Origin of the sequence: Nocardia pseudovaccinii NBRC 100343 (genome assembly GCF_001613225.1) — a bacterium.
GTDB lineage: Bacteria > Actinomycetota > Actinomycetes > Mycobacteriales > Mycobacteriaceae > Nocardia > Nocardia pseudovaccinii.
In genome coordinates this window covers 1-11,750 of the sequence record NZ_BDBY01000275.1, presented here as the reverse complement: position 1 = coordinate 11,750, position 11,750 = coordinate 1, and the positions used below count along the sequence as shown (strand labels likewise).

Annotated in this window: 13 protein-coding genes and 1 pseudogene; 3 read left to right on the top strand and 11 right to left on the bottom strand. The window is 65.6% G+C overall.

Annotated elements, in window-relative coordinates; all coding sequences use genetic code 11:
* The 5 genes and pseudogenes from NP3_RS50005 to rpsB form a co-directional block, all read right to left on the bottom strand.
* Window positions 1-378: pseudogene (locus NP3_RS50005) on the bottom strand (hypothetical protein); the annotation flags it as partial.
* Window positions 379-434: 56 nt separating this feature from the next.
* Window positions 435-992: a ribosome recycling factor gene (gene frr / locus NP3_RS33865; protein WP_040693344.1), complete on the bottom strand. Its 558-nt coding sequence runs from the start codon at window positions 990-992 to the stop codon at window positions 435-437.
* Between the two features lie 49 nt (window positions 993-1,041).
* Window positions 1,042-1,770: a UMP kinase gene (gene pyrH / locus NP3_RS33860; protein WP_063045820.1), complete on the bottom strand. Its 729-nt coding sequence runs from the start codon at window positions 1,768-1,770 to the stop codon at window positions 1,042-1,044.
* A 248-nt stretch (window positions 1,771-2,018) separates the two neighbouring features.
* Complete coding sequence (gene tsf, locus NP3_RS33855) at window positions 2,019-2,843, bottom strand: translation elongation factor Ts (protein WP_063045819.1); 825 nt, start codon at window positions 2,841-2,843, stop codon at window positions 2,019-2,021.
* Between the two features lie 173 nt (window positions 2,844-3,016).
* On the bottom strand, window positions 3,017-3,850 hold the full coding sequence (gene rpsB / locus NP3_RS33850) for a 30S ribosomal protein S2 (RefSeq protein ID WP_063045818.1): 834 nt from the start codon (window positions 3,848-3,850) through the stop codon (window positions 3,017-3,019).
* 365 nt (window positions 3,851-4,215) lie between these two features.
* Here rpsB and NP3_RS33845 point away from each other — a divergent pair, with 365 nt between their 5' ends.
* From NP3_RS33845 to NP3_RS33835, 3 genes are all read left to right on the top strand, one after another.
* Window positions 4,216-5,049 carry a hypothetical protein gene (locus NP3_RS33845; protein WP_157124730.1) on the top strand — a complete coding sequence of 278 codons (834 nt, stop codon included), beginning with the start codon at window positions 4,216-4,218 and terminating at the stop codon, window positions 5,047-5,049.
* A gap of 6 nt (window positions 5,050-5,055) precedes the next feature.
* Window positions 5,056-5,601, top strand: a complete 546-nt coding sequence (locus NP3_RS33840) for a M23 family metallopeptidase (protein WP_084509379.1) — start codon at window positions 5,056-5,058, stop codon at window positions 5,599-5,601.
* Between the two features lie 69 nt (window positions 5,602-5,670).
* A complete protein-coding gene (locus tag NP3_RS33835; protein ID WP_063045816.1) occupies window positions 5,671-6,189 on the top strand; it encodes a DUF1990 domain-containing protein in 519 nt (172 codons plus the stop codon).
* A 172-nt stretch (window positions 6,190-6,361) separates the two neighbouring features.
* On the opposite strand, the gene NP3_RS33830 is transcribed toward NP3_RS33835, so the two are convergent.
* From NP3_RS33830 to NP3_RS33805, 6 genes are all read right to left on the bottom strand, one after another.
* Window positions 6,362-6,727, bottom strand: coding sequence for a GatB/YqeY domain-containing protein (locus tag NP3_RS33830; protein ID WP_063045815.1), 366 nt, complete (start codon window positions 6,725-6,727; stop codon window positions 6,362-6,364).
* Window positions 6,728-6,796: 69 nt separating this feature from the next.
* On the bottom strand, window positions 6,797-8,695 hold the full coding sequence (locus NP3_RS33825; RefSeq protein WP_063045814.1) for an alkyl/aryl-sulfatase: 1,899 nt from the start codon (window positions 8,693-8,695) through the stop codon (window positions 6,797-6,799).
* Window positions 8,696-8,743: 48 nt separating this feature from the next.
* Complete coding sequence (locus NP3_RS33820; protein ID WP_063045813.1) at window positions 8,744-9,052, bottom strand: DUF202 domain-containing protein; 309 nt, start codon at window positions 9,050-9,052, stop codon at window positions 8,744-8,746.
* Window positions 9,049-9,414, bottom strand: coding sequence for a YidH family protein (locus NP3_RS33815; RefSeq protein WP_063045812.1), 366 nt, complete (start codon window positions 9,412-9,414; stop codon window positions 9,049-9,051). Before NP3_RS33815 ends, NP3_RS33820 begins: the two co-directional genes overlap by 4 nt.
* 159 nt (window positions 9,415-9,573) lie before the next feature.
* The gene (locus NP3_RS33810) at window positions 9,574-10,302 is read right to left on the bottom strand and encodes an acetoacetate decarboxylase family protein (RefSeq protein WP_063045811.1); all 729 of its coding nucleotides are present in this window, start codon (window positions 10,300-10,302) and stop codon (window positions 9,574-9,576) included.
* Window positions 10,303-10,570: 268 nt separating this feature from the next.
* Window positions 10,571-11,491, bottom strand: a complete 921-nt coding sequence (locus tag NP3_RS33805) for a tyrosine recombinase XerC (RefSeq protein ID WP_063045810.1) — start codon at window positions 11,489-11,491, stop codon at window positions 10,571-10,573.
* Between the last annotated feature and the right edge of the window lie 259 nt (window positions 11,492-11,750).

Genomic DNA, 11,750 nt, shown 5'->3' with positions numbered 1-11,750 from the left:
GGTCGAAGGCTCATCGGTCGCAGGTACCGGAGTCGCAGGTTCATCAGTCGCGGGGCCATCGGTCGGCGAGCCGAATGCTGCGGGGCCGACTGTCGCGACACCATCGGTCGCGGATCCGGATGTCGCCGGTCCCGAGGGTGCGACAGTCGCATCACCCGGAGTCGCGGACCGACCGGTCGAGGCCACCGGCGCCGAGGATCCCCGACGTTCGGCCTCGGACGTCGAGTCGGTGTGCACGGGTTCGGGAGGTGCGGCTTCGGGAATCGCGGCATCGACCGCGCGCCCGTCCGTCGCATCAACAGTGCCGTTGGCCGGCCTCGGCTCCTCGGCCGCACCGGTCGCGGCGGCGTTCTCGGCCACGATTGTCCCGTCGCTCAACTCGTCGTTCCGTTCGTCCCCCGCCCGGGCGGGCCCGAAAGATCCGGCCTCGGACCTCAGACCTCGAGCAGTTCAGCTTCCTTGTGCTTGACCAGTTCATCGACCTGGCCGACATATTTCGCGGTGGTCTTGTCGAGCTCCTTTTCGGCGCGCCCGACCTCGTCCTCACCCGCCTCGCCATCCTTCTGGATCCGCGACAGTTCGTCCATGGCCTTGCGACGGACATTCCGAATCGAGACCTTGGCGTCCTCGCCCTTGCCCTTGGCCTGCTTGGCCAGTTCACGGCGCCGCTCCTCGGTGAGCTGCGGGACCGAGATCCGAATGATGTCACCGTTGTTGGTGGGGTTGACACCGAGATCCGAGTTGCGGATCGCGGTTTCGATCGCGCCGAGCGTCGACTGCTCGTACGGCTTGATCACCACCATCCGCGGCTCGGGCACGGTAATGCTCGACACCTGGGTAATCGGTGTCGGCGAACCGTAGTAGTCGATGACGATCCGTTGGAACATGCCCGGATTCGCCCGACCGGTACGGATGGACCCGAGGTCGTCCTTCGCCACCGAGACGGCCTTCTCCATCTTCTCCTCGGCGTCGAAGAGCGCTTCTTCAATCACGACCGTTTCCTCCACAGCGTCGTCATCGTCATGATCCGCGGGCGCGGGGTCAGGACCGAACCAATGTGCCGATCTTCTCACCGGCGACCGCACGGGCGATATTGCCCTTCGTCAACAAATTGAACACCAGGATGGGCATCTGGTTGTCCATACACAGGCTGAAGGCCGTCGCGTCGGCGACCTTCAGGTCACGCTCGATGACCTCTTTATGCGTGATCTCGGTGTACATGGTCGCGCTCTGGTCGACCCGGGGATCCGCGGTGAAGACCCCATCGACGGCCTTGGCCATCAGCACCACATCGGCGCCGATCTCCAGCGCGCGCTGGGCGGCGGTGGTGTCGGTGGAGAAGTAGGGCATGCCCATGCCCGCGCCGAAGATGACAACGCGGCCCTTCTCCAGGTGGCGCTTGGCGCGCAGCGGCAGATACGGCTCGGCGACCTGCCCCATGGTGATCGCGGTCTGCACCCGGGTGTCGATGCCCTGCTGCTGCAAAAAGTCTTGCAGCGCAAGGCTGTTCATCACGGTGCCGAGCATGCCCATATAGTCCGAGCGGGCGCGTTCCATACCGCGCTCCTCGAGTTCGGCGCCGCGGAAGAAGTTGCCGCCGCCGATCACCACGGCGACCTGTACGCCGCTGGACACCACCTCGGCAATCTGCTCGGCGACCGTCTGCACCACATCGGGGTCGAGCCCGACCTTGCCACCGCCGAACATCTCCCCGCCCAATTTGAGGAGCACCCGGCGATATCCTGGGCGGTCGGTCCCGGGGTCCGTCATGGGTGTTCGTCTCCTTCGGCGATAGATTTCGGTCTGTCGACACAGCACGTGGGCCGGATGGCAACGCGGAGGCTCAATACGGAGCGCCCTTATCCTGCCCTACTCGGATTCGATGTGGGTAGAAGACCCCCTCGGACGCAACGAACTCGCCCGGTCAGGCTCGGGAATTGCGGATGAACGGCCGGCGTCCGGACAGCCGAAACCCCTCGTACACCGTATCCGGAGCACGAGGGGTTTCGCGGGCGTTATCAGGCCTGGCCGACCTCGAAGCGGGCGAAGCGGGTCACGGTGACACCGGCCTCGTCCAGCAGCGCCTTGACGGTCTTCTTCGAATCGGTGACCGACGCCTGCTCCAGCAGGACGACGTCCTTGAAGAAGCCGTTGACGCGGCCCTCGGTGATCTTCGGCAGCGCGGCCTCGGGCTTGCCCTCTTCCTTGGCGGTCTGCTCGGCGATGCGGCGCTCGTTCTCCACCACGTCGGCCGGCACATCCTCGCGGGTCAGGTACTTGGCCTTGAGCGCGGCGACCTGCATGCCGACCGCACGCGCGGCGTCGGCAGCGGCGTCACCCTCGCCCTGGTACTCGACCAGCACGCCGACGGCGGGCGGCAGGTCGGTGGCACGCTTGTGCAGGTAGACGGCGACCGGGCCGTCGAAGGCGACGACACGACGCAGCTCGAGCTTCTCGCCGATCTTGGCGGCGAGCGCCTGCAGCGCCTCCTCGACGGTCTGACTGTCCAGCTTCAGCGCCTTCAGCGTGTCCAGGTCGGCGGGCTTGGCAGCCGCGGCGGCGGTCACGATCTTGTCGGCGAGGCCCTGGAACTCGTCGTTCTTGGCGACGAAGTCGGTCTCGGAGTTGATCTCGATCAGCACGCCGTCCTTGGCGACGACCAGACCCTCGGCGGTGGCGCGCTCGGCGCGCTTGCCGACATCCTTGGCACCCTTGATGCGCAGCACCTCGACGGCCTTGTCGAAATCGCCGTCGGTCTCGACCAGCGCGTTCTTGCAGTCCATCATCCCGGAGCCGGTGAGCTCCCGCAGCCGCTTCACGTCAGCGGCGGTGTATGTCGCCATGGGTGGCGATCCTCCTGTGTGTTGTTTCGGGTGGTAACACCACCTTGCCGACCGCTCCTATGCAGGAGAGGTCGGCAAGGTGAACAGACGCTGCGCGATGACGGCGACGAGGCGGGCGGTAGCTTGCGTAACCACGCAAGCCCCCGCGCCATCGCCATCGAACACTGCGACGATCAGGCGTCGGCCGGGGTGGCGGGGGCCTCGGCGGCAGCCTCGGCCTCGGTCGCGGCGGGGGCGGCCTGCGCGAGCAGCTCCTGCTCCCACTCGGCGAGCGGCTCGCCCGCACCGGCTTCCGGCTTCTCGTCACCGGAGGAGATGCCGGCCCGCGCCTGCACGCCCTCGGCCACCGCGGAGGCGACGACCTTGGTCAGCAGAGCGGCGGAACGGATCGCGTCGTCGTTACCCGGGATCGGGTAGTCGACCAGGTCGGGATCGCAGTTGGTGTCCAGGATCGCGATGACCGGGATGTTCAGCTTGCGCGCCTCGCCGACGGCGATGTGCTCCTTGTTGGTGTCGACGACCCAGATGGCCGAAGGCACCTTGGCCATATCGCGGATACCGCCGAGGGTGCGCTCCAGCTTGTTCATCTCACGCGTGAGCATGAGGATTTCCTTCTTGGTGCGACCCTCGAAGCCACCGGTCTGCTCCATCGCCTCGAGCTCCTTGAGGCGCTGCAGGCGCTTGTGCACGGTGGAGAAGTTGGTGAGCATGCCACCCAGCCAACGCTGGTTGACGTAGGGCATCCCGACGCGAGTCGCCTCGGCCGCGATCGACTCCTGGGCCTGCTTCTTGGTGCCGACGAAGAGAACGGTGCCACCGTGGGCGACGGTCTCCTTGACGAACTCGTAGGCCTTGTCGATGTAGGTCAGCGTCTGCTGCAGGTCGATGATGTAGATGCCGTTGCGGTCGGTGAAGATGAACCGCTTCATCTTCGGGTTCCAGCGCCGAGTCTGGTGTCCGAAGTGTGCGCCGCTGTCGAGCAGCTGCTTCATTGTTACGACAGCCATGGTGCCGTATCTCTCTTTCGTTGCCGGTTGTCGCGGCGAATCGGTGATCCACCGCCCTGGCGCCTCCGAATCATCGGACCCGATCGCGAGGATCAGGACCAGCCGATGATTCCCTGCTTCGCATGCGCTGCCGATTCACGAAGTCGAGCTCCGGTTCGAACAGCGCCGTTACGAACAAGCACGGGGTGGCGCGCGAAGTCGGTCCGTGCAGGCACAGACCGCTCGACCAGTCTACGGGCTGAGTGGGCGAGTTCCTAAATCGCCCTGTCATGGGTCGAAACGGGCCATCTCCACAACCGAGTAAGTTGTCCACACTCGCCGAAGCGAGGGTACTGCGGGTGTCGTACGCGGCCGACGCTTGAAACATGAATCGCATAGCTATCTCGATGACCATGCTCATCCCACCGCTGTTCCTGCTGTCACTGGCTCTGGCACAGCCGGTTTCGGCAGCACCACCCGATGGCAGGGCTCCGGTGGCGCTGCCGTGGGGACCTGCGGCAACCGCTGCGCCGGATGGCGGTTTCCCTGGATCGGAAGTCGTGTTCGGGGAGTGCACGGGTTCGGCCTGTTCGGCGGGCGGCGGGTCGTCGCGGATGCCGGATCCGCTTCGTGCTGCGCCGCTCGTTGTGAATTTCGCGCCTGGTGTGCTGGATGCGCGAGTCGCGGCGGATGCACCCCACGTGAACATCGCGCTCGGCGCAGCCCGCGTGAATATCGCACCAGGTGCGTGGGGCGTATATGTCGCGCCCGACGCACTGCACCTGGACATCGCGCCAAATGCTGTTCACGTAAACATCGCGCCGAATGGGCTCCGGGTGAATGTCGCGCCGGATGCATTGCGCGTGAACATCTCTTCCGACGGACTCCGCGGAAATGTCGCCTCCGAGCCACTGGTGAACGTCGCGTCCGATGCACAGCGCGTGAACGTCGCGCCGGACGCTTTCCGTGTCGATATGGCGCCCGACGCACTTCGCGTGGGCATTGCACCCGACATGCTCCGGGTGGACACTGCATCCGACCTGCGTTCGGCCGACGGGGCGCAGACACCGGCCTCTGCGGAGGGTGCGACGCCACTCGCCGCCGATATTGCACGTGGGGCTGGCACCGGGTCGGCGAGCGCGTTGCCGCGGGTCTTCAGCGATCTGCTGTCGCGGCTGCTGGATCTGGTTCAGCGGGCTCCGCTCCCGCTGTCGCGCTGATCTCGGATGACCCGCCTCAGCAGAATCGGCGGCCCGCATGGGCGGCGGCTGGTTTCGATCGCGCTCGGGGGCATCGCGCTGCTGGGACTCGTTGCGGAGCAGTCGGTTTCGGCTGCTCCGCACGGGGAGTTCAGCTGGCCGCTGCAACCACGGCCTGCGGTCGAGCGGCAATTCGACAACCCTGCGCAGGACTGGCTACCCGGACATCGCGGGGTTGATCTAGCAGGTGCGAATGGGCAGGCGGTCCTCGCGGCCGGAGACGGAATCGTGGTGTTCGCAGGAAAGGTCGCAGGCAAACCCGTCGTCTCGATCGATCACCTCGGCGGGCTGCGAACCACGTACGAGCCGGTGCAAGCAGAGGTTTCGGTGGGCATGCGAGTGGGTCGTGGAACGCGAATCGGCGCTTTGGAGGCGGGACACGTGGGTTGCGTGGCGGCGGCGTGCCTGCATTGGGGTGCGAGACGAGAAGCAAGCGGCCACAGCCGACGTGAGTACATCGATCCGCTCGGACTACTGCACCCGACTCCCCTGCGACTGAAGCCGGTGACATGAATTCAGTGCCGAGCAGCAGCTTCGGAGGATGCCCTTCCACAGTGACGGTTTGGGCGCGAGGATCGGGTTATGGGATATGCGTTCGGAGATCCGCCGTTCACCTATGCCGAGGTCGGCGCGACGAGGGAGGTGCTGCCTGCGGGCTATCACCGGTTTCGGCTGCGCCGCCGCATCGGGTCCGGGCGGGCGCTGTTCGAGCGCGCGGGTGCGGAGATCCTGACGTATCGAATGCAGAAGGGCACCGCCATCTTTCGGGAGGCCGACACACCGACCGCAGAGCCGGGGACGCGGCTGACCGTGCGGTTGGGCGTCGGTCCGGTCAGCATCACCGCACCGTGCCGGGTCGTCTACGTCCTCGACGAAACCGACCGGCGCGGCTTTGCATACGGCACGCTGCCCGGACATCCCGAGATCGGCGAGGAACTGTTCGCTGTCGAATACGACCCCACCGATGACGCAGTCTACGGCCTGGTCACCGCCTTCTCCCGCCCCGGGGCCTGGTACGTCCGGCTCGGCGGACCGGTGGTGCGAGCCATCCAGCACATCATCGCCGGAAAGTACATAGACACGCTCCCGACCTCCGCCTAGGATCCGCACAACGCCCAGGTCAGGCCACCGGATTCCGCTGCAGGGCAGCCTAATTCAGCGCACTTGTCCGGATGACGACAACACCGAAAACATGCGGCAATGATGTGCTCGACGGCCATCCAGGCGTCGCGTCACCAACTCGGCTCATACAAGCGCACACGGCCTCGGGCACCTAGAGCTGTGCCTCGAGTGCGGCAGCTTCGGCGCGCAACAGGTCACCGTGATCGGAGCGTCCGAGGGTGTCGTATTCGGCAGCCGCCTGCTGCCGGTCGGCGATTTCGGTGCGGACGATCTGTTCGATATCGGCCTCGGTGAGATCGCGTCGGCGAGCTTCGGCGGCGCCGAGTCCGACCGCGCTGCTCTCGACGGCTCCGGCCTTGATGTGCCCAGTGTCGATGGCTTCGGCGTTATCGATGGCACCGAGCGCAGAGCGCAGACCGGAGATCGCGCTGCGATCGCGGGTCTTCATCGCGGCGGACAGCGCAGTGCGCAGGCGCGCACGCAGAGGTACGGAGTTGTCGATGGCTTCGGTGGACATGGTCGCCGACCGTACGCGCCGGGACCTCACGGGTCGAGTGATTTGGCCGAGCGGCCCGCAAGCGCTATCTCACGGGGTGACGATGGCGAAGTCGGGATCCGGCGCGTCGATCACACCGACCACCGCGTTCAGCCCGCTGGGATCTCCGGCAATGGCGATATCGCCCGCGGCGACCAGTGCGCCGAGATTCTCCCCTGCCAACAAGGCTCGAATCAGGATCGACCTCGTCAAGGTGAAAGCGGCGTCCGGATCGGGTAAGTCGGCGCCGTTGGGCTTGTCGTAGTGGACCATCAGGCCGTTGCGCAGTTCGAGGCGGTAGGTGCGTTTTTCGTCGGTGATGTGCCAGTCGATCACCACGCGCAGATTCCACGCCTTCGGTCCATCGATACGCAGCGCGATCGCATCGAAGATCTGCTCGATGGTCAGCGCGTCGAGCATCGTGGGCGCATTCGTCGTCGTCGGCGTGCCGAACGAGCCGTTGCGCAGCTCATAGGCTCCGCTGAGATAGAAGTTGCGCCAGGTGGCGTTCTCCGCACCATAGCCGAGCTGCTCGAAGGTGTTGGCCTGCAACGTTTTCGCCGCCTCATTGGCTGGATCGGCGAAGACGACATAGTTGACCACCTGCGCGACCCACCGGTAATCCCCGGCGTCATAAGCGGTTTGCGCCTTACGCAGCACCTCGTCGACACCACCCATGAATTCCACATGACGCCTGGCGGATTCGACCGGCGGATGCTCCCACAGATGCGCCGGATTGCCGTCGAACCACCCCATGTAGCGCTGGTAGATGGCCTTGACATTGTGGCTGACGGAGCCGTAATACCCGTGCGTATGCCACGCGTCGGCGATGGCCGGTGGCAGCTCCAGCATCTCGGCGATCTCACCGCCCAGATAACCCTGATTGAGCCTGCGCACCGTCTGATCGTGCAGGTAGCCATACAGATCCCGTTGCAGCGAAAGATATTCCACCAGCCGCTCGGTACCCCAGGTCGGCCAGTGATGGGAGGCGAAGACCACGTCGGAATTGCGGGCGAACAGATTGATCGACTCGGTCAAATATCTGGCCCACACATGCGGGTCACGTACCAGCGCGCCACGCAGCGTCAGCAGGTTGTGCAGTGTGTGCGTTGCGTTCTCGGCCATACACAGCGCGCGCATGTCGGGGAAGTAGAAGTTCATCTCGGCGGGCGCCTCGGTGCCCGGGGTGAGCTGGAAGACGATCCGGATTCCGTCGACCGTTACTTCCTGACCGGTACTGGTGATGTCCACCGTCGGCGGAATCAAGGTGATCGTGCCCAGCGACGTGGTCTGTCCGAGTCCGGCCCCGACCTGCCCCTTCGGCCCCCGCGGCAGCGCGGCGCCGTACATATAGGCAGACCGGCGCCCCATCGCAGTTCCCACATAGATGTTCTCGGCAACCGCGTGTTCGAGGAATCCGGCAGGTGCGAGTACCGGGCAGCGGCCCGACGCAACCTCGTCGACCGTCGTCACACCCATCGCACCGCCGAAATGGTCGGCGTGCGAATGGGTATAGATCAACCCGGTTACCGGCCGATCGCCTCGGTGCGCTCGATACAGCGCCAAGCCCGCCGCGGCGGTCTCCGCCGAGATCAGCGGATCGATCACGAGCACACCGGCACTTCCCTCGATCAGCGTCATATTCGACAGATCGAGCCCGCGGATCTGATAGATGCCCGCCGCGACCTCGTACAGCCCCTGCTTGACGACCAGCCCGGACTGCCGCCACAGGCTCGGATTGACCGACGCCGGGCAGGTTCCCTGCAGAAAGCCGTAGGAGTCGTTGTCCCACACCACCTTTCCATCCGATGCACGCACCTCTCCGGGCTCGAGTGCCGCGATGAACCCGCGGTCCGCATCCGCGAGATCGGCCGTGTCAGTGGGCAATGCGGCCGCCGCTCGTTGCTGCTCGGCGACGATGAATTCGCTCGGCTCGGTCGCTGTGCTCATATCCGTCCTCCTGTGCTTGTCAGCCGAACATGTCCGGCCCGCAACGCATTAGGGCCGTGGATCCGTAAACCCGATTGCGGCCGCGACGCATGCGACGGCCAGCACCGCCAGCATCGTCGCAGCAATGACTCGCCCACCGTGGCCGAAGCGCCCCTGATGCAAGGCGCGATTGCGCGAAAAAGACAGGGCCGCAACGGCTGCCATGGTGATCGCCGCCCCCGTCGGTGCGATGGCGACGGCGCGCCACCCGTTGGTCGCGGCATGATTGACGAAAAGCGCTGCGACGACCATCGCGGCAATGGCCGTACGCCGCCACGCCAATGCGGTACGTTCGGCGGCCAGACTCTTGGGGGTCATCGGAACAACACCACCACGCAGGCAAATACCGACACGACGGCGATACCCCACGACAGAATCGGCACCATGATGGTGTCGGGTAGCGGTTCACCGTTGCGCATGGCACGACCGACGCGCCGCCAATGGCCATACGCACCGACCGCGATGATCACGGCGAGCACGATGCAGCTCATCGCGAGCGTCCGGCGCAACCCCGACATCCGCACCGGCTGCACCAGCGTATGCACCGCGACACCGCCCGCGAGCAGGCCGAGCGAGGTGCGCATCCAGGCCAGGAAGGTGCGTTCGTTGGCGAGGGTGAAGCGGTAATCGACCTCCTCCTCCCCCTCCTCGGATTCCTCGGCGGGGTTGGGGAGTGTCATGGCGCCTCGGCTCGGACTGCACCATGGTCGTCGGAATTCACGGGCACCTCTCCATCGCTGGTCGGTTGACTGCCGCATGCGAACGCTCCGCTACGTCAGGTTAACGAGTGGCGTTGTCGTCGTCTACGAAGATCACCATCGCGGATGCCGCACTCCCGGTCAGACGGGTGTGGCGTCCTGGAAGGTCATCGCGAGCCGATCAACGGTCGAGGCCATGAGTGCGCGCTTGGGTAAGCCGAGGGAGCGCAATTCGTCGGCCCAGGCATGCTCGCCGAGGGACAGTTCGGCGCCGCCGGGGCGAGCGCGCATGCCGGACGGTTCCATCTGCCACTGCGTGCAGCGGGTGACGCCGTCGATGTGGGAGTACGCGTCGAAGGAGGAGCCCGTGCGGCGTTGCGGGACCGCGAGGCCGGGGCAGATGGTGAGATCGACGATCAGCTGCCCGTTCTGGTGCAAAACGCCGTGTCGCACGCTTGCGTCGTGCTGCGCGTCGAAATCGGCGATCTCCTTGGGGAAGCCCCAGATGCCGCGCCCGGCGGCCAGGGTGAATTCGCCGTCGACCGGGAGGCGATGAATGAAGACGCCCGCGCCGCCCGTGGACAGAGCACGCAGATCGCCGAGCGTACCGGCGGGCCCAGCGGTGTGGTGCCGGACCATGAACGAGACACCGAACTCGTTGTACGGTCCGAGGTCGCCATCGACGTACTCGACGAAAACAAGCGTGCACATGGCGCGACCACCCGGCAGCCGAAGAATCTCCAGGCCGGAGTAGTCGAGGAGCCGCTGCGCGGCCGCCGCCGGTACCGAGTAGGTCGCCATGAAGGCATGCGCGAGCCGAATCCGCACCGGCATCTGCACTTCCTTGCCCAGCACGGTATGCGTACTCATCGGCCCCACCCCGAGACAGCAATGCAGCATGCGTCGACCACCGAGTGGTCGACAAATCGTGCGGCTTCCACAAATCCTCCAAACTAGAACTCGTGTCAGAATAGCTATTATTTCACGCTTTTCGCAGCACTTTCATTAGCAAGAACACGTTTCAGAATTGCGGCTGAGTCGTTTGCTGGGCAGTTCGAACTCGCACACGGCTGGCCGCCGCGCAAGCGCGGGCCTCCCCCATCGCGCCGCAGATCCTCGGTCGCCGCTCCATAGGCCGTCAGGCTCGGGGGTGGGCTTGGTCGTGGACCTTTTTCAGTCGCTCGATGGAGACGTGGGTGTAGAGCTGAGTGGTCGCCATGCTGGCGTGGCCGAGGAGTTCTTGTACGACGCGCAGGTCCGCGCCGCCCTCGAGCAGATGGGTTGCGGCCGAATGCCGCAGGCCGTGCGGACCTATATCGGGTGCGCCCGGGATTGCCGAAACGACCTCGTGGACAACCGTTCTGGCCTGACGTTGGTCGAGTCGTTTGCCGCGACGGCCGAGCAACAGCGCACGGCCGGAATCGACTGTCGCGAGGGCGGGACGGCCGTATTGCAGCCAATTCGCGATCGCCTCGTCGGCCGGAACTCCGAAGGGCACCGAGCGCTCCTTGTTGCCCTTACCTATGACGCGGACCAGCCGCCGTTCGCGATCGATATCGTCGAGATCCAGGCCGCACAACTCGCTCACCCGAATGCCGGTCGAGTACAGCAGCTCCACGATCAGCCGATCTCGCAATGCCATCGGATCACGTTGCACCGCACCGGATTCCGCCGCATCCATAGCCGCGACAGCTTGCTGCGCACCGAGTACAGCAGGCAGTACCCGATGCGCCTTCGGCGACCCGAGCCGCAATCCCGGATCGATCGACAGCCGCCCGGTACCGGTCAACCACGCGGTGAACGTCCTCGCCGAAGACGCCCGCCGTGCCATGGTTGTCCGCGCCGCCCCACCGGCCGACTGCGCCGCCAACCACGACCGCAACAACGCCAAATCCAGTTCCCGCACCGCCGAATCCGCCGACCGCGCAACCAAATGTCCCAACAACGATCGCGCATCCCCCACATACGCCCGCGCCGTATGCACCGATCGATTCCGCCCGAGCCGCAAATGCCGCTCATACTCGGCCAGCAACGCCTCGAGATCCTCCGGCAACTCCATTCCCCCACCGTCACCGCCCCCGCTCCCCTTGGCAAGTAAGCACGCCGCAATGGCGCGGTTTCTGCAAGAACCGCGTCACCACGTCCCGACCGGATTTTCCTCCGACCGCAGTGGCCGAACCACTCCGAGCCTCGCCCGCACCGATCCGCGCCGATCTGAATCCTTGACCCCGCAGAGACCGGCCAGCTCGCCCGGTCGCGGAGCTGTTATCGGCCCTACACGTGAGCGCTCACCAGCCCCGGCACATAAGCGCTCACCA

Excerpts from the sequence above, each read along its gene's own strand:
- NP3_RS33830 (WP_063045815.1), bottom strand. The coding sequence starts at position 6,727 with ATGTCCACCGAAGCCATCGACAACTCCGTACCTCTGCGTGCGCGCCTG.
- NP3_RS33835 (WP_063045816.1), top strand. The coding sequence starts at position 5,671 with ATGGGATATGCGTTCGGAGATCCGCCGTTCACCTATGCCGAGGTCGGC.
- NP3_RS33840 (WP_084509379.1), top strand. The coding sequence starts at position 5,056 with ATGACCCGCCTCAGCAGAATCGGCGGCCCGCATGGGCGGCGGCTGGTT.
- tsf (WP_063045819.1), bottom strand. The coding sequence starts at position 2,843 with ATGGCGACATACACCGCCGCTGACGTGAAGCGGCTGCGGGAGCTCACC.
- pyrH (WP_063045820.1), bottom strand. The coding sequence starts at position 1,770 with ATGACGGACCCCGGGACCGACCGCCCAGGATATCGCCGGGTGCTCCTC.
- NP3_RS33815 (WP_063045812.1), bottom strand. The coding sequence starts at position 9,414 with ATGACACTCCCCAACCCCGCCGAGGAATCCGAGGAGGGGGAGGAGGAG.
- NP3_RS33810 (WP_063045811.1), bottom strand. The coding sequence starts at position 10,302 with ATGAGTACGCATACCGTGCTGGGCAAGGAAGTGCAGATGCCGGTGCGG.
- rpsB (WP_063045818.1), bottom strand. The coding sequence starts at position 3,850 with ATGGCTGTCGTAACAATGAAGCAGCTGCTCGACAGCGGCGCACACTTC.
- NP3_RS33825 (WP_063045814.1), bottom strand. The coding sequence starts at position 8,695 with ATGAGCACAGCGACCGAGCCGAGCGAATTCATCGTCGCCGAGCAGCAA.
- NP3_RS33820 (WP_063045813.1), bottom strand. The coding sequence starts at position 9,052 with ATGACCCCCAAGAGTCTGGCCGCCGAACGTACCGCATTGGCGTGGCGG.
- NP3_RS33805 (WP_063045810.1), bottom strand. The coding sequence starts at position 11,491 with ATGGAGTTGCCGGAGGATCTCGAGGCGTTGCTGGCCGAGTATGAGCGG.
- NP3_RS33845 (WP_157124730.1), top strand. The coding sequence starts at position 4,216 with ATGAATCGCATAGCTATCTCGATGACCATGCTCATCCCACCGCTGTTC.